A 25,137-nucleotide genomic window follows, 5' to 3' on the forward strand; every position below is an offset into this window, starting at 1 on the left:
ATTCGTTAATAATTAATTTTTAGGTGATTAAATTTAATATTGGATTCAAACGGAAACTAAACGAGATTCTGCAGTATCTTTAATCAGACCCATCTTAGAATGAAGATAAGAATTTAAACAGATACGCTCTTGATCTGCTAAAGGTATTTGAGCATCAAGTTTATTTAATAACCGCTGTATCAATTCTGCCTCACTAATTTCTAATAGCTCTGAAGCATTAATGGTTTCGATTAAATTCCAGGTTTGGCGTAACAATTTAGTATTCAAGCTGCTTCACCTTCTTAAAAGATTACATCGCTGGAGAACAATCTGGAACTCTAACGACAATATAGATTGTAGTCTATCTTTAGTAAATCTAAAGAAAGTGTTTAAATTTCGAGATATTATTCACATAAAGCTTAATATAATGAGTTGCTTGTTTACTAAATTTTCTTTCACGAAATTAGGAATTAATAGTCTCAAGGGCTGATCAATTAAATTCACTATTTTAATTCAGGATGTTCTGTGACATTACAAGGCAGACCCAGTTCATTGATCCTAGCAATTAGTTGGTATAGACGACCGAAATTTTTCTGATTGAAATAGAAGGTTAAACGGGATAAATGAATCGTTTCTAGATCATTTTTTTCTTCTGGTAAGGCAACATTTTTGCTGATTTTACCCTGACTAAGAAGATCGGCAAATTCTTGGTTAAGCTGTGCGACCACTGCATCGGATAATTCTAATTTTAGGCGCATCACCAAAAGCTGACCAACGTAACGACTGGAATGGTAGACTCGATAAAAGTCCTTTATAGTTTGACAAGCTACGTCTATTTGATCGGTAATTGTATATAGACTAGGATCGTCTGGATTAATTAAACCTTTTTCTTTGAGTTGTTTACATACATAGTTATTCCACGAATGCCAGTAGTCGCCTCCTGGTTTATCAACTAATACTAGAGGCACGGGACCGTATTTACCCGTTTGGCAGAGAGTTAAAGTTTCAAAAGCTTCATCTTGAGTCCCAAATCCCCCAGGAAAAAGAGCGATCGCGTCACTTTCTTTGAGAAAAAATAGTTTGCGGGTAAAAAAGTATTTAAAATCGATTAGCTTATCATCGCCATCGATTAGCTTGTTAGCACCTTGCTCAAACGGCAGTTTGATATTTAGACCGAAGGAATTAGCACGTCCTGCTCCTTCATTTCCAGCTTGCATAATTCCTCCTCCTGCACCGGTGATTACCATAAAACCCGATTGGGTAATACAACGGGCAAAATCAGCCGCCATTTTATATTCTTCTTGTTTAGGAGAAGTCCTGGCCGAACCAAAAATAGCAATTTTTCTGGTATGACGATAGGGATAAAATCTTTTGATTCCCTGTTCTAAATCTTCTAGAGAAGCGGTTAATATCTTCCAATCAAGACGCTCAGTATCTTCCTCAGCAATTCTCAGCAATGCTCCTAAAGATCTCTGGATTAACTTACGATGAGGATGATTTGAAAGGTTGGTAAGTAGTTTTTCAAGCTGCTGATTTAATAATGCTGAATTATCAGGAGAAGATGGAGAAGATAAAGTCATAGTTTAGTGCAAAATAATGAAGATTTATCTCGATTAGTTGCAGCGATGGAGATAACCTATTCAGTATAACTACACTAGCATGATCACAACAGTAGGCAAGCCCCAGCTTGATCTCACGAAAAGACGTGCTGAAGCCGTAATTAACAGTCAGAAAAATTAAAGGTATTTTTCCAAAGTATTTGCCAAAGTAGTTTTTGGTACAGCACCAACAACCATATCTACTCGCTGACCGTCCTTAAAGATCATTAAGGTAGGAATACTACGAATACCATATTGGCTGGCAACTTGAGGATTTTCGTCTGTATTTAACTTGACGACTTTTATTTGTCCTTCGTATTGCTCGGCGATTTCATCGACTACTGGTGCAACCATTCTGCAAGGCCCACACCAAGGGGCCCAGAAGTCTACTAGTACAGGAACTGAGCTTTCTAAAACTTGTTCTGGAAAACTTGCGTCTGTTACTGGTGCAGCTGATGATGACATGCTTATCTAAGTCCTTAAATTAACCACAAATCCTTTTCAATAATACAGGATCTTATCATAGCCCTTGAATAATCAGAGGTAAAACCAATGAGACTTTACATATCAAGGATTGAAAATCAAGGCTAAATTTGAGGTTAATCGCTGAGATTATACGGAACTTGAGGCGAAAAATAGAAAACCGCCCGATTAATTTTCGAGCGGAGTGTGGTGTGAGGAGTGAACGGAAACTTTTGTCTCCGCCCTCTCCATTCTAAAATACAACTCTAAAATTGCCAGAACTTTCCTCAACTTTATTTTTAGAGATTACCGAAAGTTGAGAGTTTTTTTTAGATTGATTTTAGATTAGACACAAAATATTTGAGAGTCGATAAAATGTGTTGAGCAATTCTCAATGGTAAAAATGTTATCTAAATCGAGTACTGTTCAGGGAAACAAGATTGTTATTTACGCGGCGATCGCTTTTTTTATTTGTACTCTGTCATTGACTTTAAATCGTCACTTCTCTTTTTATTCTTCCTACGACCAGGGTATTTTTAATCAGGTTTTTTGGAATAGTACTCATGGTAATTTTTTTCAAAGTACTCTCTCTTCACAATTATCAACAAATGTGATTCATGGTGGGGAAGTTCCTGATGTAGAATACCGTCGCTTGGGGCAGCATTTTACCCCTGCTTTGCTATTGTGGTTGCCAATTTATTACCTGTTTCCAGATCCAGCTACTCTCACGGTATTACAGGCAATTTTTGTAACTGCTGCGGGTTTAGTGCTTTATGCTTTAGCACGAATTTACCTAGAACCGGCGATCGCTACTCTGATTACTATTAGTTTTTACTGTGCTAACGCTGTAGTGGGTCCAACTCTGGGAAATTTCCATGACATATCTCAGATGCCTTTATTTGTCTTTAGCCTCCTCCTAGCAATGGAAAAACGCTGCTGGTGGCTGTTTGCTATTTTGGCAGTCTGTATATTGGCAGTGCGAGAAGATAGTGGCATTACTTTATTTGGCGTTGGGATGTATTTAATTCTGAGTCGGCGATATCCGAGAATTGGATTTGCGGTTTGCTTGGGCAGTTTTTTATATGTGCTGGTTCTGACTAATTTAGTGATGCCTCTATTTTCTGATGATATTTCTAAAAGATTTATGTTAGAAAACTTTGGACAATATGCAGAGGGAGATCAAGCCTCAACGTTAGAAATTATCTTCAACATGATTACCAATCCAGGGCGTTTAATTGTCGAAATATTGACACCATTCTCTGATACCTTTAAATATTTGCTAGGACAGTGGCTACCTTTAGCATTTATTCCCGTAGTTGCTCCTTATGCTTGGGCGATCGCTGTTTTTCCCTTATTAAAATTGTTTTTGAGCCAAGGAGATCTAGTCTTAAGTATTTCGATTCGTTATGCCATCAGCGTTACTCCTGGTCTATTTTACGGTTCAATCTTGTGGTGGGCAGGTCAAGGTTTTGGTAACTTTAAGCAATTAATCGGTAACTGTCAGCCACGAAAACTCCGTCCTCAATTTCGCCGTTTCTGGATTTTTTGTATCTGTTTATCAGTATTTTTTACCATCACCTCAAATCCAAGTGAGACTTTGTATTTCATCGTCCCTACTTCCATTAAGCCGCTAGTTTATATTTCTGCTCCAGAACAATGGCAACATAGCCAAAAAATTCGCACTTTTTTAGCTCAAATACCTGCCGATGCTAGTGTTTCGGGTTCTACTTTTATTGTTCCTCACATTTCCAGTAGAAGAGAAGTGATTCGTCTACCAGGATTAGAAATCAAAAATGAGGAGCAAGAAATTAATCAAGTAGATTATGTGATTGCCGATCTGTGGCAACTGGAGCGTTATCAAGTAGTTTTTAGCAACTATCGCGATGATTTGAATGTCTTGACTCAAGTAATTAGCCAAGCAATTAGCCGCCAGGAGTATGGGATTATTGGCTTTAATGATGGCGTAGTTTTGTTACGGAAAGCTGTAGATTCCAATCCTGAAGCATTAAAAGATTGGCAGGATTATTTCCAAAAAATTCAACCAATAATTGAGTCTCATGAGTCTTAACGTTCTCATAGCAATTCTAAGATTTATGAGGTTAACTTCAATCAACCATTAGCCCTTCGGGTTCAGCACTTTGCTCAAGTCGGACAAAGGCCAGGCGTATGGCCCTTCGGGTTCAGCAGTTTCTTTAAGCTGGGGAACCCCGCCAACGAACTGCTTCACCGCATCGTACCCGCCCAACGCAAGTGCTTCACCATTAGCCATTAGCCATTAGCCATTAGCCATTAGCTTTTCTAAGCTGCAAGGGCAATCGGTTTACCCATGATATAACCCTGAGCGTAATCAATGCTGATGCTACTTAAATGTTCTAATATTTGATCGTCTTCTACGAATTCGGCAATGGTTTTAATACCCATTAAATGAGCTACTTCGTTTATGGAGGTAACAATTGCTCGGTCGTATTCTTCACTTAGAATATTTTTAACCAGACTGCCATCAATTTTCAAATAGTCTACCGAAAGATTTTTTAGATAAGAAAAAGAAGAAACTCCGCTACCAAAATCATCCAGAGCAAATTTGACTCCTAGGTCTTTCATCGCTGCCATAAATTTTTGAGCATGACTAATTTGAGCAATAGCTGCCGTCTCTGTAATTTCAAAACAGAGGCAATCTCCCGCAACCTCTGATTTTTTAATTAAATCAATCGCAAATTCAGTAAATCTTTCGTCATTAATACTAGCACCAGATAAATTAATCGAAACTAAAGCCTGTTTCGGCGCAAAATACTGACCATAGGCATTAAGAGTAGCTTCCAAAACCCACCGGTCGACTATGGTAATGACACCATAACGTTCGGCTATGGGAATAAATTGTTCAGGAGTGATCCATTTCCCAGATCGGTCTTTAAGACGGAGTAAAATTTCATAATGTAGGCGTTGTTGACCATCATCAACTACGGGTTTAATTGACTGTTTGAATAAATAAAAACGATTTTCTTTAATTGCTTGAGATACGTTAGCAATATGCCCCATTTGAGTTTGCTGTAGATCGAGCTCTTGATGATTATTTTCAGCGATATAAACTCGACCTCGACCTAAGTTTTTCGCCTGGTAACAAGCTAAATCTGCTCGACTCAGCAGTTCTGTCGCATCTGTGGAGGTATCAGAAATTCCTACTAGACCAATACTAACTCCCACATCAAATTCTAAAGTCTGCCACTTGAGACGATAGTTCTTGATCGTGTTGACTATTTTTTCACATATTTGCTCTGCTTCAGGTATGGAACAGCCCTCAAGTAATAGACCAAACTCGTCTCCTCCCAACCTGCCCAAAGTGTCTTCCTTGCGAATCATACTCTGTAACAGTTGAGCCAATTCAGATAATAAGCGATCGCCAACCAGATGTCCTGCTGTATCGTTGACAATTTTGAAACGGTCTAGATCTAGATAGCAGAGAACTGATTCTGTATGATATTTACGTGCTTTTTGCACTGAATATTTCAGTTTTTCGCCAAATTCACGGCGATTTAATAGACCAGTTAAATCATCATAGGTAGCTTGATAAGCGATCTTTTTATAAAGATTTTGTTCGGCAGTTATTTCTTGTTTGACTCCACGATATCCAAGAAAATTTAGTTCATCATCATACAAGGGATTACCATTAACTTTAAAAATTCTGACGACATCATGTTCTTTTTCTTGCAGACTAAAAGTAAAGTTTCTAATCGGATGTCTCGCTTGTATAATCTGTTCAAATAATTCCCAATCAACATCTAATCCAGGATGATTACGGTGCAGCTCGGGGGGATACTTTCCCAGTAATTCAGAGGGCTTTAAGCCACATAAATCGCCAATATCACCAGATATATAGCAATATTGTAACTCTGCATTCAATTCCCAAAAAACATTCGCTCCAGCTTCTGCTAAATCCCTGTAGCGTTGTTCATTTTCTTGCAATATCTTATTGGCGATCGCTCGCTTTCTCATTCTTTCAATTAATAAAATAATAGTGAGAAAGCTGGAGAGAAAACTGAGAGCGACAATTAAAACTACTCTTGAGTTTTTCTATCTGCTCTTGATTAGCTAGACCCGTTTCAGTAAAATCATTGACGATGATAATTGTGTCTGTCCACATCTGCCTACTAGCTTCTAAGGCAGTTTGGATGACAGCGTAATCCTCAAATACTCCAGTAAGCCAAGGCGTTTCCAATAATTCTTGTCGGAGAGAATTAATTCCCAAGAAGACTACAGGTATATTGGTCAGAAAGTGCTCCGGCTTGGCTCTTACTGTGTATTTTCGTTCTTGTAAAATTAACTCTAAGCCAGGATCATCAACGACCATCAATAAATCAATCGGGATGTGATGATATTTGTTATTGACATAATTAATAAATCCCTTACCATGTTGTAGTCTTGGATGGCGTTTACTGTCTAGAAACTCATGATATACGTTGACTTTTCTCCCTGTTTCGGCAAATCCTTGATCAATACTGTCATGCTGCTGTTTTGTCCAAGATAGTTCTGGATGGTAAGAATGAATGACTAAAATATTCTCTTCTGCATTAACTTCCACAATCCCGAAACCAAACCAAACCAAAATAAAGACTAAAATGCTTCCTGGCTTTGCATACAGATAGCTAATCGTAGTTATTATGGCTACCAGTAATCCCCGATTATATGACATTGATCAATATAAAATCAGTTTGATGGTTTAAAAATACCTAACAATACTAAAATCTTTCAACTAAATAAATCCTAAACTTTGAACATAAATCAGCGAGATAATTGATCTCGCTTATTATCAGACTGCATTAGCTGTTGAGTTAAAAATTAGTATGAGCCGAAATTGCCTCTGTCAATTTAGTCATAACTTCAGATACAGCGATCGCTCCTAACTCTCCCGAAGCACGAGTACGGATACTCAAAGTATTATCTGATACTTCTTGATCTCCTACTACCGACATTACAGGAATTTTCTGCTTCTCGGCATTACGAATCATCTTGCCCAAACGTTCGCCGCTAGTATCGGCTTCAGCACGAATTCCTACCTCTCGCATTTTTGCTGCCACTTCACGGACGTAATCAAAATGGGCATCTCGGACAGGTAATAAGCGCACTTGTACAGGAGCCAACCAAAGAGGAAAATCTCCCGCATATTCCTCGATTAAAATACCAATTAGCCTTTCTAGAGAACCAAAAGGAGCGCGGTGAATCATAATTGGACGCTGACGGGAACCGTCTTCCGCAACATACTCTAACTCAAAACGTTCGGGCAAATTATAGTCTACCTGTACCGTTCCTAGCTGCCATTCTCTTCCCAGAGCATCTTCAAAAATAAAGTCGAGCTTGGGACCATAAAAAGCCGCTTCTCCCAGAGCCTCAAAATAATTCATCCCCATTTTTTCCACCGCGCGACGAATAGCGTTTTCTGCCTTATCCCAGGCTAGGTCAGAACCAATATATTTATCTGATTCTGGGTCACGAAAACTTAAACGAGCTTTAAACTTAGTTAATTGCAAACTTTTAAAGACCGACAGGATTAAATCAACGACTTTTAAAAATTCATCGTCTAACTGTTCTGGAGTAACAAACAAGTGTGAGTCATCAACAGTAAAGCCTCTCACCCTAGTCAAACCACCCAATTCCCCTGACTGTTCGTAGCGATATACTGTCCCGAATTCTGCTAATCGCATCGGTAATTCCTTGTATGACCGCAACTCACTTTTGTAGATTTGGATATGAAAGGGACAATTCATCGGCTTGAGGACAAAACCTTGTTCGGCTTCTGCTGCGGTGGCATCTTCCGCCATCATCGGAAACATATCTTCCTTATAGTTTTGCCAGTGTCCTGAAATTTTAAACAAATCGATTTTGGCAAGATGGGGAGTGACCACTGGCAGATAACCACGTTTGATTTGTTCCTGTTTGAGAAAATCTTCTAGTTGCGATCGCAGTATAGTTCCTTTAGGAGTCCACAAAGGTAAGCCAGGTCCCACAGGATCGGCGAAGATAAATAATCCTAATTCTTTACCTAATTTACGGTGATCTCGTTTTAAAGCCTCTGCTTTTCGACGTTGATGTTCCTCTAGCTGTTCGGGAGTTTCCCATGCAGTCCCGTAAATTCGCTGAAGCTGGGCTTTGGTTTCATCTCCTCGCCAATATGCCCCCGCTACACTTTCTAAGGCGATCGCTTTGGGGTTAATATCGGCAGTGCTTTCTACATGAGGTCCAGCACAAAGATCCCACCACTGTTCGCCTAAATGATAGATAGTGATCGGTTCATTGATACTGTCTAAGATTTCTAGTTTATAAGGTTCCCCGAGGTCTTCGATTCGCCGTTTTGCTTCTTCTCGACTAACTTCTTCACGCACTACGGGCAACTTACGGTTAATAATCTTGATCATTTCTTTACGGATTTTTTTTAAATCCTTCTCGGTAAAAGAATCAGGACTATCAAAATCGTAATAAAAACCATTCTCTGTCCAAGGACCAATCGTCACCTGCGCCTGGGGAAACAGTTTTTGCACTGCCATCGCCATTATATGAGACGTAGTATGACGAATTTTCTTTAATGATTCGGATTCGCTAGTGCGAAGTAATTTGAGCGGTTGTTGTGCTTGTTCTGCTTCGGGCATCGGCTATTGTAAAAGACGCAAGTAATCTCGTTATATTCTAGATCGGGATTGGTAGATACAGTAACAAGTACTTTGAAAGCAGTCATCATTAAGACTCTTAGATTATATTAAAAAAAATCAAAAATATATTAATTTTTATGAAACCCGCTAAGATAAATATTGAGATAATAAGCTAATTTAAAATTGATGTCCACAAAGCAACCCACTGAGAAAGAATTACTCAAAACGGTTTTAGAGCCGCTGCTAGAAGATTTTCAATACTGGTTTGAGCGATCGCGTTCTTTATTGGAATCAGAGCAAATGTCTTTTTTGTCTGCTCAACAGCAAGCTCAATTATTAGAGAGAATTAATCAGAGCCAGCAAGAAGTTCAAACAGCTCAAATGCTATTTAAAGCTACTGGAGGAACAGCAGGAATTGACTCCAAAATGCTACTTCCCTGGCATCAGTTGGTTGCTGAATGTTGGAATGTAGCTCAAAAGTATCGAGAGTCTAAAAATTAGGAGAATGAAACATCGCTAAAATCTTAAAACTGTAGAAAAAATTTCATTTCTTAGTCGGCAAATTATAGTAATGAGTTTATGAGGAAGAAATAAAATTTATGTTGCATTTAGTCTACATTCTGCTATTTACCGTTATTGCCCTTCTAGCAGTCACTAACCTAATTCGTAGTTTAGTTATTTTGAGTGGAGAGACACAAAAGCTTCATGCTCACAATCACAATGGCTCAACGAGAAATAGATCTCGTCGAGAAAGAAAAGTACATCCAGAACTACTAGATGAACAAGGAAAAGTGATAGAAGAGCCATTACTAGTCATGCGTTCGGTGTCAGTAGATGATGCTCGTTCAAGGTTAGATGCTCTCTACAAGTCTTCCCCTAGCAAAACTAATGAACCTGAGGATTAATTGCCTTATCTTTAAGTCTTAGGTGATATTGATTTAGTGAGCTTATAGGATTGACTTTGAGCGCTCAACGATTCTTGTTCGCTGCTTTCTGGTGCCCTTAATATAAAGATCAACTAACGAGATTTAATATCGGATCAATGACATTTAAATCCGGCTTTATGGGAACTATATGTATTGCAGTTCTCAAACATTTCCTATGCCTAGAAAGCCTGATGAATACGCAGTTCACCTACTTATTTCTGGAGGTCACAGAGAAGAAGTTCGGTTCAACACCGTACAAGACTTTCAAAAGTGGTATAGTGGCGAATTAATTGCCAAATCTGATTCTGAAGATTTTATTAATATACCGATTAAAAACATTCAGGGAGAGTATATGGTAGTACGACCAACAAGCGTTTTAGCTATCAGAGTAGAGCCAGTCTTCCTTGGTAGTGTTGAAAGATTTTGAATTTGAATAATCTTAATATTTGCAGTTTGAATAGGAAACAGTTAATTTTAGGTTCATGAATCAACTGTTTCTCTGGCTAAAGTTGACTTAAATATCCGAGTAAATCTGCCATTTCTTTTTGACTTGGCTGAAATTTAGGCATTGGAGGAGTTCGACCACTAGTTACTTGTTTGATTATGTCGCGCTGAGATCTACGCTTAGAAATATGTTCTAAGCTGGGACCAACATTTCTATCTGCTCTTAAACTATGACAGCCAGCGCAATTTATCTGAAAAATAGCTAATCCCTTCTGAGGATCTCCTTCTAGAGATAATACTTCTTGAGTGTAAGGATCGGCAGTTTGTTGCCAGTAGACACCCAGAATGCTGAGACCAACAATAAGCATTACTGCCATTACAGTTAAAATTAGGCGGTTTAGCCATATTGGAGATTGGACTAACTGGTTATCCACTGTTTATCTTAGTGATTTATGAATGTTTACTTATATTTATTATGATTTATAAAATAGCTTAAAATTTATGGTCAAGCTATGCAAGCTTTATTAATTCTTTTTGGGTTAGTCTGATTATTGAAGATAATACTAAGATTGACTGAAATTTATCATCACTCATATCTGTGACCCAACTATGTCTCTATGACGCTGATGTCTAAATTGACGTAGGATATACCTTAGCTAAACAATTTGTTTTTAGGAGAGACATTATGATAGAACCTTTGCTTTTAGGGATTGTACTCGGTTTAATTTTTATTACTTTATTAGGATTGTTTTTTGCTGCTTATATGCAGTACAAACGTGGCAATCAACTTGGGATTGACTAATTAAATAAGACTATTAAATGTAATTAATACAAAAATTATGCTCAGGATGGGGAAATAAATTCAAGTTTCCCCGTCCTTTTTCGATCTTAAATTAAGAGGTATGATGCGCTACTCTGGTGCCAGTTCGGCAAAATTTTCGATAAATTTTAGATCGTGATGACTTGTGCCGTATCGTTGTATGCAAGCTTTTCTAGCTTGAGAGTGGGCAACTAGCTTAATTTCTAAATAACCTGGTGGCTTAGTTAGTAAACGTTGTGACCACTCAATCGCCGTAATGCCTGGAGGAACTTCTATGCCTTCCCAGTATATTTCAGGATAAATAGCATCAACCTGATTTGGCTCTAAGCGATACAGATCTAAATGGTATAAAGGCAACCGACCATCTAGATACTCATTGATTAAAGTAAATGTGGGGCTAACTATAGACTCCGAAATATTTAACCCCTTACCAATTCCTTGAACTAAAGTGGTTTTGCCCGAACCCAAATTGCCTAAGAGCAAGATTACACTACCTGGAGGTAAATATTTGCCGAGCAAATAACCCAGGTTTTGAGTTGACTGAGCATTTCTAAGAAGTATTGTAAGCACGAATCAAAAGAAGACAGAAGTTGGGATGGAAAGAGTTAGAAGCCTCGTTCACGAGTAATGAGTAATAAGTAATGAGTTATTCCTTTAGCTGAGGCTAGAGGATTCAAGTTAGAAATTGTGTTTTTTTCTTTGCGGCTGTTTTAGGCGACAAAGGCTCATAGTTCGCCGCATGTGTTGAGACCAACTTTGGGCTTTTTTACTCGTTACTCATTACTCATTACTTTAGCCTGAAGGGCGTGGTCAAAAGTCTAGTAGCAGATAAAAATTGTGGCAGCCAGCGAGCCAAAGTCTAGCTACAGCAAAAGTTCATCAAAGTTTTACATTATTTACCGTAGCAAGACACACTTTCTTTATATTGAGTTGATAGATTGTTTAATAAGCCAAGTAACTTTAAGTCGGGATAGCAAAGTGGAGTAAGTTGATTTAATTTAATTTAATTTAACTAGCTCGTTTTGCTCCATCCCTTATCTCTTTACCTTACTACAAATATCGCTTTGATGAGGTGCTCCTTCTCTGCAACAGTTAACCTCTTCAATATTCAAAGCTTAGGCTGCCATTTACCGCTATACCAACGCAGCAAAACTCTGGCAAGCTGATTAGAATTGTGGCGAACATGACCTTTTACCTGGTCTTCTTCCATCACATTTGCCATAACTATACGACGATTTAGTTTAGCTATCTCTTGCCGATCTAAATAGACAGGATGAGAATTTTCCAAAGCATAGCGTTTGAGCGACACAGGGCTCGGAGGTTTACGATGTACTAAAACAGCATCAAATAATTTCTGTTTACTAACCCGATCAATTTCACGGATGTGATCGGCAACGCTATAACCTTCTGTTTCCCCTGGTTGGGTCATAATGTTGCAAATATAAATGCGAGGAACATCGGCATTGGCGATCGCATCTCTAATATCTGGAACTAAAAGATTAGGAATAATACTGGTGTAGAGACTACCTGGACCAATAATAATGTAATCTGCGTCCTCAATTGCTGCTACTGCTGAGGGAAGTGCAGGGGGGTTAGCTGGCATACAACCAATACTTTTAATTTTGCCTCCTGCTTGAGGTATATTAGATTCTCCTTCGATCAGTCTTCCGTCTTCCATTTCTGCCCATAAACTTACATCACTAAGGGTAGAGGGCAAAACTTTACCGCTAATGGCTAAAACTTTAGAACTGGTGGCTACAGCTTGTTCTAAATCGCCAGTAATCTCACTCATAGCAGTTAGAAATAAATTGCCAAAACTATGACCGACTAAACCGTCTCCCGCTTTAAAACGATACTGAAATAGTTCGGTGAGTAATTCTTCTTCATCTGCCAAAGCTGCAATACAGTTACGAATGTCTCCTGGAGGCAAGACCCCGATTTCTCTTCTTAATCTTCCTGAAGAGCCACCATCATCAGCTACAGTAACAATGGCGGTGATATTACTGCTATAGTCTTTTAAGCCTCGCAATAAGGTTGACAGACCTGTTCCGCCCCCGACAACCACAATTTTTGGTCCTCGATTGAGTCGACGGCGGTCTAATAACATATCCACCAACTGTTTATCTTTATCGACGCCTAAAACATCGGTAATTGAGCCTACCGTGCGAGATTGCCCCCAAAAGATGAGAAAAATACCGATCATCAAGACAATTGGACCAGAAATATAATTGGGAATCACTCGGGTCAGAAATTCCAAAAATTGGGAAATAAACGACAATAGGCGATATATTGGTGTAAGTTTGCTCCAAACAGCGGCACCAATAGCTGCCAGAAAAAAACCGCTGGCACTGATCAGTAGCCAACGCTTAATAAATAAACCTGGGGATAGCCACTTAAACCAGCGATTTTTGCGACGAAGATACTTTTTCTTGGAAAAAGATAAATTTTTCATCTCAGTTTAGTCACGTTCTCTATACACCAGTGCCAAAGTCGTTATCATAAACATAAACTATCTCAATGGAAACGACTCAAAAGATTGCAATAACTACAGATACTAAACGATTAAACAGAATTTTGTCAGGAAATTAATCATATCTTGCTAATGGGAGAAATCAAAATTTTAGGGTTAGATCCAGGATTAGCTATCTTAGGGTTTGGCACAATTATTTGTCAGTCACCAAGCAAGGATGATTTTACATCCAAATGCAATTTAACTTCAGTAAAGTTAGCCGAGTTTGGTGTAATTGAAACTCAGTCAAAAACTCCCTTTAGCGATCGCCTGTGTACTATTTACAATGATCTACACACGCTAATTGACGAAACTGCTCCTGATTTGGTAGCAGTCGAAAAATTATTTTTTTATCGCATGAGCCATACAATTAGTGTTGCCCAGGCAAGGGGAGTCTTGATGTTGGTTTTGGGTCAATCTAATTTGCCTTACGTAGAGTTTGCACCACCACAAATCAAGCAGGCTTTAACAGGATACGGGAATGCTCCCAAATTAGAAGTTCAAGAAGCCGTAGCGCGGGAATTGTCCTTAGACTTTATTCCCCGTCCTGACGATGCTGCCGATGCCTTGGCGATCGCTCTAACTGCTTGGTTTTATCAAAATTCTGCTGTAGTGTCGAGCTAGAATATCGATTCAGTAATCCGAACAATCATGGACTATAGAGACAAGGGGGACAAGGTAGACAAGGAGACAAGGGAGAATTTATCTACTTCCCTATAACCCAGCGATGAGGATTGTTAATCATGTTTACTAGTCCGCTGAGAACTTGATTGTAGATTCCGTAGAGTTCTCGTCCTTGCTCTACAGATAAATATTGACATTTGACCGCAAATTTAAGCCATACTTGTGTTTCTGCTGCCTCTGCTTCGCAATCACTAAGTTTAGCAATAAAAGCAGCTTCATATCTCCTTTTACGCCAAGCTACATGCGGCTTAAGCCTTTGTGCTAAATTGGCACACACAGAGCGCGAAGAACGGCGTATCTGGTCGGTTAGAGAGTAACGCTCTTCTACTGGAAATGTCTTTGATAAGTTAAAGATTTTCATCGCTGCTGAGAAGGCCATTTGATAAACTACTAAATCTTCATGACTTTTGATAGATTCTTTGCCCATTTTCTCCCTTGTCTGCCTTGTCCCCTTGTCTTCCCGATCTCACTTTACCAGCAACCTCGTATTACTAAATCAGTGTTCTAGTTGTCGATTCTCTAAACAGAGCTAATGATGAATAGAAAAGCTTTCATCAGCGGGAATTCCCTGTTCCATTCGACTTAAGGCATTTTTAGCTTTATTAGTCCAACCGTCTTGACGTTGATAGATCCTTAAAAATTCCTGGAGGTGAGTTGTAGCTTGGGCGTAATCATCCAAAACATAAGCTGACATTCCCGCATGATATAAAGCCATATAGTTATCTGCCCAATAACGCAAAACTAATTCCATAATTGGTCCTGCGGAGCGATCGTCTCCAGAATCAGCTACAGGATGACCAATGTCAAACACTACTGCTGCGGCGTATACCCGCTGGTTTTCTGGTAACTTCTGAATTACGCGATCGGCTAAGTCAAGTCTACCGGCAAGGGCATAACAACTGGCAGCATATCCTACTCCCTTTGGGGTTTGCGGATAGGTTGTATTACGCATTGCTGTTATCACTTCCACAGAATTACAACGAGATTTAATACTTTTAAACCACTGTTGTTCCTCGGTTAGAGATTTCTGGGTCTGGTTGGTGTCTGGTTGCTTGACTACAGAAGTCTCAGTTGCAGGTTTGAGGTTAGAGAAAATACTAAGCATAATTAAAACTGTGCCCATAAATGCTAAGCCTGCGGTCACTAAACTGTTTTTATTATGTTGATTCTTTGGCTCTGACAGTTTTAAAGTTGTCATGCCAGTAATATCAATTGGTTGTAGTTCAACCAAGGCTTCTTGAGCGTTGGCAAAACGATCCTTGAGATTAGGTGCAACCATTTTAGTTAACCAATCAACAAAATCAGGATTAATTCCGGTCAACAAATGACTAAATTGAAACTGATAGTTGTCATCAATTAGGTTGCTTAAATTAGAGGAAGAAGTATTAGTCAGTAAAGCGATCGCTGTTGCCCCAACACTATATAAATCTGAAGCTGTGGATAATGGGCGATTAAACAATTCTTCAGGGGGCATAAAACCAGGTGTTCCTGCGACAACACTACTCATAGCCATATCTTGACTGTTCACCCGAGCTAAACCAAAGTCAATTAAATAGGCTTGCCGATCTCGATCTACCAATATATTCTCTGGCTTAATATCACGATGAATAATTGGCGGAATTCGATCTTGTAAATCCGCTAATATTTCTAAAATCGAAACCGTAATTAGTTTTATCTCATGAGGTGTAAAACTTTTTTTAGTTGCTAAAGAAGGAGCATCTCGATATTCCTGTACCATACAAAAACCGTCATCTGTCTCAAAAGAATCAAGATAACGTGGGATACGGGGATGATTTATGGTTTGTAGAATTTGAATTTCTCTTTCATAGATTTTAAATCCCTGCCAACTAGCATTTTCTTGTACGAAGCGAAACTGCTTTATTACTACCTGTTGTTGATTATCAATACATTCTGCTAAATAACTAATTCTGCCTCCTTCTCGATTACGTCCTAGTTCGCGAACAATTTGATAATTGTGGTGGGAGAAGTCGGGATAGGTATTCATAGCAGATTAAAGACTGGAGAACTTAATTGCAGTATTCCCCATCGGTCTAATTTTTGTGGCATTCGGTTGATTTAGTTAAGCTAAATTTAGTTATAAAAATCAATTATGGAAATTATTACTGCCCTTTGTTTAGGAATAACCCTAAGTGCTGCCTGTGGCTTTCGTGTTTTTTTGCCGCCGTTAGCGATTAGCATCGGAGCTATTTACGGACATATTCCTCTGTCATCCGGGTTTGAATGGTTAGGCTCAACTGAAGCAGCGATCGCCTTAGCCATTGCAACTCTTTTAGAAATTTCAGCTTACTTTATCCCTATAGTTGATAACTTATTAGATACGATTCAAGTACCTATTGCAGTCGGCATTGGTACGGTTATAACTGCTGCCACTCTAGGACATACCGATCCTGTATTGCAATGGACCTTAGCTGCGATCGCGGGAGGAGGAACAGCAGGAATCATGGGTACTTTAGCAAGTCTAACTAGATTAGCTTCGACAGGAATTACTGGAGGCTTCGGCAATTTTATTGTGGCAACAATCGAACTAGTAGGTTCAATCTCGTTATCTATCTTGGGTATTACTTTTCCCCTTTGGACTGCGGCGATTATCCTCAGCTTACTGATATTAGCTGTTATGAGAATAATTTCTCGTCCTCCAGCCTGGTTGACCAGAAAAAGTAGTTAAGCTTTTTTAATAAAACTAGAGCGTGTAATTAATTAGCCAAAAAATTAGAAAAAACAGAGAGCAGACAATGTTACGCATCAAACCTTGGCAAGCAGCTATTTTAATTCTTCCCATCGCAACTATCGTAATCTTTTTATTGGTTGCAGCAGGTTCGCAGATTCATGACTGGGGAATTAATTGGATTTGGGGTGTAGTGATCTTAGTTTTTACTGGATGGCGATGGTTATTGGTGAAGTGGACCAAACCAGCCTTGGCAGAAATTCAGGAAGTTATGGAAGAGATTAATCAAGAGTTAGAAGATGAAACCCCAGAAATTGAAGCTAAAGGAGATAAAAAAACGCAAATTAACGCTGCCATCAACGAAATTATCACCCAAACCAAGTCGGATGAACCATTTTGGGAAGACTGGACGACTTTTTGGCAACGCTGTCAGGAATTAGTCAACGCGATCGCTCATATTTATAATCCCGAAGTTAAACGCCCTCTACTCAATATATATATTCCCCAGGCTTACGGATTAATTCGCGGTACCGTAGATGATACAGATCGCTTGATGCAGAAGCTTGCCCCAGTATTAAATCGAGTTTCTATCGGTCAGGCTTATGAAGCTTATGAAATGTATCGTCAATTGGAACCCTCAGCACGTAAATTAGCTCAAGCATTTAATTGGTCACAATGGTTAATTAATCCTGCTGCTGCTGCCGCCAAACAAGCCACCAGAAAATTTAATACTCAAGCAAATCAGGAATTATTACTTAACTTGGGTCAATTAATTCGGGAAACAGCTTTAAGAAATCTCGCTCAACAGGCGATCGCCTTATACGGTGATGAGACCATTGTTATCCCCGAAATTGACTCCAATCCCGCTTTACCCAAAGCAGAAACCCAAACCCTCAAAAAAATCTTAGAATCAGCCGAATCACCTCAAGAAATTGCTCAAAAGCCCGTCAATATTCTTCTTGTGGGGCGTACAGGTGCGGGGAAAAGTAGTCTAATTAATACTCTCTTTCAAGCTGAGAAAGCAGAAGTAGATGTATTGCCTAGTACAGATCGAATCAAAAACTATCATTGGCAAACTCCCTCTCAAGAAGTCCTAAATCTTTTAGACACTCCTGGTTATGAACAGGTAAATCGTCCTGAATTACGAGAACAAGTGTTAGATTTTGCCACCAAAGCAGATCTATTACTATTAGTTACCCCTGCTCTCGATCCGGCTCTGCAAATGGATTTAGATTTTCTGCAAGTCTTAAAACAAGATGTTACTGATTTGAGTGCAGTGGGAATTGTAACCCAAGTTGATCGCCTCCGTCCCATTCGTGAGTGGAATCCTCCTTATGATTGGCGCGAGGGAAATGAGCCCAAAGAAAAATCCATTCGCGAGGCAACTAACTATCGTACAGAACTATTAGGAGACATCTGCGAGCTGATTTTACCTATTGTGACGGAAGATCGAGCTAACAATCGCTCCGCTTGGGGAGTAGAAGCTCTATCTCAGGAATTAATTCAGGCGATCGCACCAGCTAAACAGCTTCGTCTTGCCCGTTTTTTGCGAGATTTAGAAGCCCGCAGCACAGCCGCCGCTCAAATCATAGATCGCTATACTCGTCAGTTATCTACTACTCAAGGTTTAACTGCTTTCTTAAAAAGTCCTGTGCTGCAATTTATTTCTACTATGACCACAGGCAATCCTACCTTAGCTTATGTTTTGGCAGAACAAATTCCTGTAGAACAAGCACCCGTAGTAATTGGCAAGCTTCAGATGGCTTATGACCTATTCATGTTGCTCAGTGAACAACCCAATATCAGTAACTTCGATTTACGTTCTCTGTGGTCTTTATTATTAGATTACAACGAAGCAGGTAATCATAATTCTTGGGCATTTGGTCATGCTTTAGTGGAATATTGGACCAAAAATCTTAATGCAAAACAATTACGCGATCAATATGATTTTTATTTAAAACAGAAATAGGCAATACTTGACAAGAATCGCCTCCTGCTAGTCCCAACATTTGCAGTACATTAGGAAGGAGCGGTTGATGTACTACTACTTCTGGCTAACTAAAACTATCTACTGACTGAAAATATTTCCGCACCACACATTAGTAAATCTACTGTGTAGGATTTAATTCAGATCATGTTAAAAAGAAGCAGTATAGGGTATTCAGAAAAATTCTTAATATCATCCTCTACAGGGTGAATGTATGGAAAGTTTTCTTCTAATAAACAGTTAGTAGTTAGTCATTTGGCACATAATAATGATGCTCTATAAGTATCGCGCCCCTGTTAACTTCTCAAATCCTGATAGCGGGTACACAGCCAGAATATTCATAGATTCACAACTTTACTTTGCAAAGCTATCTACCTTCAACGATCCATTTGAAGGACTAATTGAACTGGAAGTGCATCAATCAAAAGAAGAAGCGATTGATCGTCATTTTAGAGTATTACGTTCTAGAGAACGTGCTAGGGACGTTCTCTCTAATCCGTTTCCATTTACTTGGAATAATGCTAAGTCTACCATAGACAAAATTTTTGAGAAAGTTATTGCAGGGGAGTATATAGACCATAATAAATATTATAAAGAGGTAATGGATGATTATGGCGTTCTTGCACTATGCGAAAATCCAGATAACCTTCTGCTTTGGGCGCACTACGCGACGGAACATCGCGGACTATGTCTTGGATTTGAATGGGCTGAAACTAAGCTTCCAAAAGCAGAAGAGGTGATTTACCAAACCAACTACAGAAAAATAGATTTCTGGTTTCATACCGAAGATGAATTGGCACAGATTGCATTACTTCAAAAGTCTTCTGATTGGAGCTACGAACGGGAGCATCGATCAATTTGGAAACCATTGTACGAAGAATATGAAGAGTTCAGACCAGATGAAAATTACTTTAAGAAGTTAAAAGAAATAAAAGATAGTTCCTTCTTAAAAGAGCAACTGAAACGCGACTATACGTTTGCATATCAACGAGTCAAGAATGTTGGTCATGGTGCCAAAACCTTCCAGAAAAACTCTCTTAAAGAAGTTATATTTGGGCTTCGTATGACTAAGAATGAAAGAAAGCAGCATATTGACTTTATTACCTCGCTTGGTTATAGGCCAGAATTCAAAATAGCGAAACGAGCAACCGAACAATACAAGCTTCAAATAACTAGTGCATAACATATCGTTGAATCGTAACGGATTATAGATGGTCTATTAACCCTCTTTCATAACTATAGGGATTTTCAACGAAAATACGCTGATTTAGCCTACGAAAAATCAAGGTTTGACCTCAAAGTCATGAAAGAGGGATTACTACCGATAATCTCACAAACAGGTATTACGAAACCATCGCTATCAAGCCTTTTTTTGACGATATGATCCATTAAGGTCGTAATCGTTGTTTTACCCCTAGTACATTTCATACTTCAACAGGGTACAAGGAATTGCGCCATTGTACAGCTTAATCCGTTTAGAAGTCCTCAATCCTACTTGTTTCGATAATTTCATGCTGCCTGTGAGGATATATGCTGTCCAGCCTTTGAATCTCTGTTTAAAAATATCTCCCAAAAGTTGATAGAGTTCGCCCAATTCAGCTTCCTTGCCTAATCTCACACCATAGGGAGGATTACAAATCAACACTCCCCGATCTGCGGGAGCTTCGATAGTAGATATATCTTGACGAGCAAATTTGACATAGTCTTCTAACCCAGAGCTTTCGGCATTAACAAAAGCTTGTCTAATCACCTTTAAATCGCGATCGCTGCCAATTATAGGAACGGCAATATCAGTTTTCTGGCGATCGCTAGCTTCTTTGAGGAGACTCTGCCATAAACCCGGATCGTAATCCAACCAAGTTTGAAAACCAAAGTCCCGATATAATCCAGGAGCAATATTTAAAGCCTTTAATGCTGCTTCGATGGGCAATGTACCACTACCACACATCGGATCGAGAAAGGGCAAATCAGGAGTCCACTCTGCCAGATCTAATAAAGCCGCGGCTAAAGTTTCTTTCATGGGAGCTGCACCGATCGCCGGACGATATCCTCGACGATGCAGACTTGAGCCTGAGCTATCTAAGCTCAATATGCAGTGTTTTTCAACAATATGAGCATTGATAATCAGATCGGGTTTTTCTGTATCGACACTGGAGCGTATTCCTAGCTTGCGCTTTTGCCAATCGGTGATCGCATTTTTAATCTGAAGTGCCGTGAAGTGGGTATGGTTGAGATGTTTATTTTTGCCAGTACAAGTAACGGCAATAGTCATATCAGGATCTAGATATTCATTCCAATCCAGCTTTTGCACACTACGATAAAGTTCATCTCCATTAAAACTTTTTACTCTGGCAATAGGCATCAGAATACGAAAACTCGTTCTCATCCAAAGGTTAGCCCGATAAAGTAATGCCTTGTCCCCTGAAAAATGGACTCCTGTGAAGTCCGGGCGCACATCAGTTGCCCCGATGCTGATTAATTCCTGGGCAGCAACCTCTTCTAAACCGCGAGATACAGTGGCAAAATATTTATTCATATAACGGCGGTTTGTAAGTTGGTTACGTTAATCTAGGATATCAGCAACCAGCAACCAAGTAGCTCTATTTGGAAAAATTACAATTCCAAACTCCGAACTCCGAACTCCGAACTCCGAACTCAAATTTGACTAAGCTTCTACCCAAACCGATACCGAGCCTCCATTACAACGGAATTCAGCCCAACCGGATGCATTAGAATAAGTTGGCTCTGAAATGTGTTCGGTTAGATCGTAGAATTTAGTATTGGGCTTTCCTACTTCCATCCACTTGCTTCCAGCACTACCATCACTCATAATTACTGCCATCGCTTGAGGATGCTCTTCATCTCCTAAGCGAGTCCAACCAATCGTATTAAAGTGGTCAAAGTAATCATATTGATCGCCGTAAGCATATTTATGACGAGCAGTTAAGAATTTATCAATCAGCCAACGATGGGAGGGGAGAAAGATCGGATAACGGTTGCCATCTCTGCCATAATCTTCGTATTCTGCGCCATAGTAGTCCGCGTAAAAGATACAAGGATAACCTTCTCTACGCAACAAAATTAGGGCATAGGCTAAAGGTTTAAACCAAGGTTCTACTGGAGCTTCTAGTGCTTGTAATGGCTGAGAATCGTGGTTTTCCACAAAGGTAACTGCATGGGTAGGGCGTTGTTCCATAAAAGTACCCCTGAGGATATTTCGCATATCGTAGTTACCACCAGATTTACTGGCATAGTGGAAGTTGTAGTGTAGGGGAACATCAAATACTGACATTTTGCCTTGCACCGAGTCAACATACCAGTGGAGAGTATTAGTATCATTAAACCAATATTCTCCGACCACAAATAAATCTTTACCTGCATGACGCTCCATCTCGTCAATCCATTGAGGGAAAAACCAAGCAGAAATATGCTTTATCGCATCTAGACGGAAACCATCAGCGTTAGTAGTATCCAAATACCATTTACCCCAACGGGTCACTTCTTCTCGTACTTCTGGATTTTGGTAGTCAAGGTCACAACCCATCAAATAAGCAAAGTTACCATTTTCTAGGGCGACATAATCATCAAACTGTTTACCTTCAAAGAGATAAATAGTGTTATGTTCTTGGCTTCTCGTATCCCAGTCAACTGCATCAAAGTGCCACCAATGCCATTTAAAATCAGAATACTTGCCTTGTCGTCCAGGAAAGGAAAAATGACTGTAGGTTTCGATCTCTCTCATTCCTCCTTTGGGATGGATACGATCTTCCTGAGAAAAAGGAGTCGCTTTAACAACTTCAGTGGATTCTCCGCCCATACGATGGTTGAGAACTGTATCACCATAGACTTGAATACCATTGCCGTGAAGAGTTTGAATGGCATCTAGATATTGCTGGCGATCGCCATACTTAGTGCGAACAGTTCCACCTTGCTCAAATTCACCCAGATCATACATATCGTATACGGAATAACCAACATCGTAAGTTCCTGCCATTCCTTTATAGGCTGGAGGCAGCCATAAAGCGGTAATTCCAGCCTCTGCTAATTCTTGAGCTTTCTGATTAACGTCTTTCCACAGGATTAAATCGGGGTCAATGTACCAATGGAAATACTGCATTATGACACCGTTAACTTGAGACATTTTAGTTACTTTTCTCAACAAAAGGATTAATAAGGATTAATTTAGTTGGTGTTCAATCTAAAAACCAATTGTGAAGATCTAGAGATTTTTATCTAGCTAATGTTTTTATTTGTTGACATATAAATCTCAAGATAAAAACTCTTGACTCTTCCCTTGGAGGAGAGTGTTTACTAAAAAAGTAGGAGACAACGAAACAAAATAATGTTCAAGATTGGCGACTTTTCCAAGCTTAGTCAGATATCGATCAAAGCTCTGCGTCTCTATGATCGAATGGGTTTATTGAAACCATTTCATATCGATCCATATACCAATTATCGCTACTACTCTGCTAAGCAATTACCTCGGCTAAATCGCATTCTGGCGTTCAAAGATTTGGGATTTTCTTTAGAACAAATCCGTAAACTACTAGAGGATGATATTCCTCTAGAGCAAATTCGCGGAATGCTAAGGCTCAAACAAGCAGAATTGCAGAAGCAGATTGAGTCAGAGCAATTAAAGCTGAACAGAGTAAAAGCTCGCATCAAACAAATTGAAGAAGAGAATACTATGAGAAACTATGATGTTGTAGTCAAAAAAGTAGAGCCTATTAAGGTTGCATCCATCCGAGAAATTTTGCCTAACTATTCTGCTGTGGGAGAGTTATTTAATGAGCTAATTGGCTATTTACAGCAATATAAGATTACTAAGTTTGATTATTGTGCTGCTATCTGGCACGATCAAGAATATAAAGAAAGTGATGTGGATGGCGAAGCCGTCTTGGTCATAGATACTGCTCTGGCAGAAACAGACCGGATCAAAGTCTATGAATTGCCCAGATATGACGAAATTGCTTGCATCATTCATCAAGGTAGTTATCTCACCCTCAACCAATCTTACGAAAACCTATTAGCCTGGATTGAAACTAATGGCTATCAAATTATTGCCCCTAACAGAGAGTTATACATCCAAGGAGGTCAAGAGCAAGATAACGAGTCTTACATCACCGAAATTCAATTTCCCGTGCAGAAGGTTTAGTTAGCTTTATCGGCGGGAAGCCCCACGTCTGTACCACGATAGCAGTCAGCGTAGGAGGAAGTCACTTCAGAGATAATCGCGATCGCCGTTATCCCCATCGCCATGCCCATCAATAATCCTTTGATAAACAGAGCAATTAATATTGCTAGAACAGTAGCGGAACAATAGGGTTGCAACTTTGATCTTCGTGGTTTCGCTAAAGAATAGCTCTACAGAGAGCGATCTGAATTGATATTACATTCGACTTTCCATAAGGGGGTTTCAAATTTTCCAGTCTTATAACACTGCTTGACGATCTGTGTTTGGTATCTCTTTAAAATATCTAGCGTATCTACCTCTTCAAATTCAGGGATAAATGTTCCTATTGTTGCTGCTTCATATAAAAGCACGTTATCAAGCTCCAATATCCCTAAGCAAACCTCTAAAGGCTCAGATACTCTAACTCTATCTTTTACTGATTCAGGGGATTCAAAAGCATATCGATCAAAGTATAAATACCAAAGGTGATTGTTCCGAAATCGATTTTTTCTACTGCGGTATTGAGAGGCTAACCGTCCAATGACAGAAGCCCTGACTTTCTTGTCTAGTTCCTTTCCTTCGTAATCGTCTGTATCAGTATGATGCTCTGCATATTCGTCTGACTGTATCCAGGTAAAATAATCTTCTACATAGAGTTCATCGTCTTTTAAGCTTTGTAGATCAATGTCCTTGACGGCATCAAATTGTATTACCTTTGCTAAAAATCCCTTCATTTGTTGTAAAAATAATGATTATTTAAATCTTATATCCCCCTCTCTCATCATTAGTGTGAAATTATGCTTGATCGCTTTTTTAGGTCAAGACAGGAGGAGTTATAGGTTATAGGTTAATCGTAAAACGATTTCAATGACTTTCTAGATAGTTTAATAACCAGTTAGCAGCAGTTGCCCGACGAGTTTGTCTAGGTCCAAATTCGCCTAGTTTATAACCTTTAAAACCCAAGTTTTCTTTGAGTAATTGTTTGTTTTCCTTAGGTATTGAACGGGTAAGCTTTACGGTCGGTGGACGATTAGCAATAAAATCAGGAGGTTCGGGATATTTTTCTGCCCAATCGTCTACAACTTCGCTCAAATTCCAGGTTTGACTTGCTTCATCGTAGCGATAGCCTAGATAATGCCAAACTAATTGATTGACGATCGCGTCATCTAGTTCTTCGTTGAGGATTGCCCAAATAGTATCTGTGTTTAGAGGCGGTAAGTTAGACATAAAT

General features: G+C 39.3%; 26 protein-coding genes. 10 read left to right on the forward strand and 16 right to left on the reverse strand.

All coding sequences use genetic code 11. The features are described from left to right. Positions 1-45 precede the first annotated feature (45 nt). From PLEUR7319_RS0125310 to trxA, 3 genes are all read right to left on the reverse strand, one after another. Positions 46-267, reverse strand: a complete 222-nt coding sequence (locus PLEUR7319_RS0125310; protein ID WP_019508026.1) for a hypothetical protein — start codon at positions 265-267, stop codon at positions 46-48. Positions 268-482: 215 nt separating this feature from the next. Then, entirely contained in the window at positions 483-1,559 is a 1,077-nt protein-coding gene (locus tag PLEUR7319_RS0125315) for an LOG family protein (protein ID WP_019508027.1), read from the reverse strand. 156 nt (positions 1,560-1,715) lie between these two features. Next, on the reverse strand, positions 1,716-2,042 hold the full coding sequence (trxA, locus tag PLEUR7319_RS0125320; RefSeq protein ID WP_019508028.1) for a thioredoxin: 327 nt from the start codon (positions 2,040-2,042) through the stop codon (positions 1,716-1,718). 400 nt (positions 2,043-2,442) lie between these two features. On the opposite strand from trxA, the gene PLEUR7319_RS0125325 reads away from it, so the two are divergent. Further along, positions 2,443-4,107 (forward strand): DUF2079 domain-containing protein, encoded by a 1,665-nt coding sequence (locus tag PLEUR7319_RS0125325; protein ID WP_036800784.1) that lies wholly within the window; start codon positions 2,443-2,445, stop codon positions 4,105-4,107. Positions 4,108-4,337: 230 nt separating this feature from the next. Here the strand turns inward: PLEUR7319_RS0125325 and PLEUR7319_RS0125335 are convergent, their stop codons facing one another. The 3 genes from PLEUR7319_RS0125335 to thrS all read right to left on the reverse strand — a co-directional run bounded on the left by PLEUR7319_RS0125335 (position 4,338) and on the right by thrS (position 8,677). Then, the gene (locus PLEUR7319_RS0125335) at positions 4,338-6,029 is read right to left on the reverse strand and encodes an EAL domain-containing protein (RefSeq protein WP_019508031.1); all 1,692 of its coding nucleotides are present in this window, start codon (positions 6,027-6,029) and stop codon (positions 4,338-4,340) included. 4 nt (positions 6,030-6,033) lie between these two features. Further along, positions 6,034-6,726, reverse strand: coding sequence for a hypothetical protein (locus tag PLEUR7319_RS0125340; RefSeq protein WP_019508032.1), 693 nt, complete (start codon positions 6,724-6,726; stop codon positions 6,034-6,036). Between the two features lie 139 nt (positions 6,727-6,865). Continuing rightward, positions 6,866-8,677 carry a threonine--tRNA ligase gene (gene thrS / locus PLEUR7319_RS0125345; protein ID WP_019508033.1) on the reverse strand — a complete coding sequence of 604 codons (1,812 nt, stop codon included), beginning with the start codon at positions 8,675-8,677 and terminating at the stop codon, positions 6,866-6,868. A 186-nt stretch (positions 8,678-8,863) separates the two neighbouring features. On the opposite strand from thrS, the gene PLEUR7319_RS0125350 reads away from it, so the two are divergent. The 3 genes from PLEUR7319_RS0125350 to PLEUR7319_RS0125360 all read left to right on the forward strand — a co-directional run bounded on the left by PLEUR7319_RS0125350 (position 8,864) and on the right by PLEUR7319_RS0125360 (position 10,030). Then, positions 8,864-9,178, forward strand: a complete 315-nt coding sequence (locus PLEUR7319_RS0125350) for a DUF2605 domain-containing protein (RefSeq protein WP_019508034.1) — start codon at positions 8,864-8,866, stop codon at positions 9,176-9,178. Between the two features lie 98 nt (positions 9,179-9,276). After that, positions 9,277-9,582, forward strand: a complete 306-nt coding sequence (locus tag PLEUR7319_RS0125355; RefSeq protein WP_019508035.1) for a DUF2973 domain-containing protein — start codon at positions 9,277-9,279, stop codon at positions 9,580-9,582. Between the two features lie 196 nt (positions 9,583-9,778). Next, the gene (locus PLEUR7319_RS0125360) at positions 9,779-10,030 is read left to right on the forward strand and encodes a hypothetical protein (protein ID WP_026102775.1); all 252 of its coding nucleotides are present in this window, start codon (positions 9,779-9,781) and stop codon (positions 10,028-10,030) included. A gap of 76 nt (positions 10,031-10,106) precedes the next feature. Here PLEUR7319_RS0125360 and PLEUR7319_RS0125365 read toward each other — a convergent pair whose 3' ends face one another. Beyond that, on the reverse strand, positions 10,107-10,481 hold the full coding sequence (locus PLEUR7319_RS0125365; RefSeq protein ID WP_019508037.1) for a cytochrome c: 375 nt from the start codon (positions 10,479-10,481) through the stop codon (positions 10,107-10,109). 251 nt (positions 10,482-10,732) lie between these two features. On the opposite strand from PLEUR7319_RS0125365, the gene petG reads away from it, so the two are divergent. Then, positions 10,733-10,849, forward strand: a complete 117-nt coding sequence (petG, locus tag PLEUR7319_RS0125370) for a cytochrome b6-f complex subunit V (RefSeq protein ID WP_019508038.1) — start codon at positions 10,733-10,735, stop codon at positions 10,847-10,849. A 108-nt stretch (positions 10,850-10,957) separates the two neighbouring features. Here petG and tsaE read toward each other — a convergent pair whose 3' ends face one another. Together tsaE and yvcK are read right to left on the reverse strand one after the other, a co-directional pair. Beyond that, positions 10,958-11,437 (reverse strand): tRNA (adenosine(37)-N6)-threonylcarbamoyltransferase complex ATPase subunit type 1 TsaE, encoded by a 480-nt coding sequence (tsaE, locus tag PLEUR7319_RS0125375; RefSeq protein WP_019508039.1) that lies wholly within the window; start codon positions 11,435-11,437, stop codon positions 10,958-10,960. Positions 11,438-11,975: 538 nt separating this feature from the next. Continuing rightward, on the reverse strand, positions 11,976-13,319 hold the full coding sequence (yvcK, locus tag PLEUR7319_RS0125380; RefSeq protein ID WP_019508040.1) for a gluconeogenesis factor YvcK family protein: 1,344 nt from the start codon (positions 13,317-13,319) through the stop codon (positions 11,976-11,978). 150 nt (positions 13,320-13,469) lie between these two features. On the opposite strand from yvcK, the gene ruvC reads away from it, so the two are divergent. After that, a complete protein-coding gene (gene ruvC / locus PLEUR7319_RS0125385; protein ID WP_019508041.1) occupies positions 13,470-14,000 on the forward strand; it encodes a crossover junction endodeoxyribonuclease RuvC in 531 nt (176 codons plus the stop codon). 82 nt (positions 14,001-14,082) lie between these two features. Here the strand turns inward: ruvC and PLEUR7319_RS0125390 are convergent, their stop codons facing one another. Both PLEUR7319_RS0125390 and PLEUR7319_RS0125395 read right to left on the reverse strand, forming a co-directional pair. Continuing rightward, positions 14,083-14,487, reverse strand: coding sequence for a four helix bundle protein (locus PLEUR7319_RS0125390; protein WP_019508042.1), 405 nt, complete (start codon positions 14,485-14,487; stop codon positions 14,083-14,085). Positions 14,488-14,589: 102 nt separating this feature from the next. Next, on the reverse strand, positions 14,590-16,065 hold the full coding sequence (locus tag PLEUR7319_RS0125395; protein ID WP_019508043.1) for a serine/threonine-protein kinase: 1,476 nt from the start codon (positions 16,063-16,065) through the stop codon (positions 14,590-14,592). A gap of 105 nt (positions 16,066-16,170) precedes the next feature. On the opposite strand from PLEUR7319_RS0125395, the gene PLEUR7319_RS0125400 reads away from it, so the two are divergent. From PLEUR7319_RS0125400 to PLEUR7319_RS0125410, 3 genes are all read left to right on the forward strand, one after another. Next, entirely contained in the window at positions 16,171-16,746 is a 576-nt protein-coding gene (locus PLEUR7319_RS0125400; RefSeq protein ID WP_019508044.1) for a DUF4126 domain-containing protein, read from the forward strand. Between the two features lie 67 nt (positions 16,747-16,813). Further along, positions 16,814-18,715, forward strand: coding sequence for a GTPase family protein (locus tag PLEUR7319_RS0125405; protein WP_019508045.1), 1,902 nt, complete (start codon positions 16,814-16,816; stop codon positions 18,713-18,715). A 286-nt stretch (positions 18,716-19,001) separates the two neighbouring features. Next, positions 19,002-19,916, forward strand: coding sequence for a DUF2971 domain-containing protein (locus tag PLEUR7319_RS0125410; protein ID WP_019508046.1), 915 nt, complete (start codon positions 19,002-19,004; stop codon positions 19,914-19,916). 231 nt (positions 19,917-20,147) lie between these two features. Here the strand turns inward: PLEUR7319_RS0125410 and PLEUR7319_RS0125415 are convergent, their stop codons facing one another. Together PLEUR7319_RS0125415 and PLEUR7319_RS0125420 are read right to left on the reverse strand one after the other, a co-directional pair. After that, positions 20,148-21,269, reverse strand: a complete 1,122-nt coding sequence (locus tag PLEUR7319_RS0125415; RefSeq protein WP_019508047.1) for a class I SAM-dependent RNA methyltransferase — start codon at positions 21,267-21,269, stop codon at positions 20,148-20,150. Positions 21,270-21,398: 129 nt separating this feature from the next. Further along, positions 21,399-22,874 carry an alpha-amylase gene (locus PLEUR7319_RS0125420; protein ID WP_019508048.1) on the reverse strand — a complete coding sequence of 492 codons (1,476 nt, stop codon included), beginning with the start codon at positions 22,872-22,874 and terminating at the stop codon, positions 21,399-21,401. A gap of 201 nt (positions 22,875-23,075) precedes the next feature. On the opposite strand from PLEUR7319_RS0125420, the gene PLEUR7319_RS0125425 reads away from it, so the two are divergent. Next, positions 23,076-23,888: a MerR family transcriptional regulator gene (locus PLEUR7319_RS0125425; RefSeq protein WP_019508049.1), complete on the forward strand. Its 813-nt coding sequence runs from the start codon at positions 23,076-23,078 to the stop codon at positions 23,886-23,888. Here PLEUR7319_RS0125425 and PLEUR7319_RS0125430 read toward each other — a convergent pair. The 3 genes from PLEUR7319_RS0125430 to PLEUR7319_RS0125440 form a co-directional block, all read right to left on the reverse strand. Beyond that, positions 23,885-24,064 (reverse strand): hypothetical protein, encoded by a 180-nt coding sequence (locus PLEUR7319_RS0125430; protein ID WP_019508050.1) that lies wholly within the window; start codon positions 24,062-24,064, stop codon positions 23,885-23,887. The two genes, PLEUR7319_RS0125425 and PLEUR7319_RS0125430, sit on opposite strands and share 4 nt — an antisense overlap. Positions 24,065-24,097: 33 nt before the next feature. After that, positions 24,098-24,640 carry a hypothetical protein gene (locus tag PLEUR7319_RS0125435; protein ID WP_019508051.1) on the reverse strand — a complete coding sequence of 181 codons (543 nt, stop codon included), beginning with the start codon at positions 24,638-24,640 and terminating at the stop codon, positions 24,098-24,100. 130 nt (positions 24,641-24,770) lie between these two features. Further along, positions 24,771-25,133, reverse strand: coding sequence for a DUF1823 family protein (locus PLEUR7319_RS0125440; RefSeq protein WP_019508052.1), 363 nt, complete (start codon positions 25,131-25,133; stop codon positions 24,771-24,773). Positions 25,134-25,137: the final 4 nt, after the last annotated feature.

The sequence above is a fragment of the Pleurocapsa sp. PCC 7319 genome (assembly GCF_000332195.1).
GTDB lineage: Bacteria > Cyanobacteriota > Cyanobacteriia > Cyanobacteriales > Xenococcaceae > Waterburya.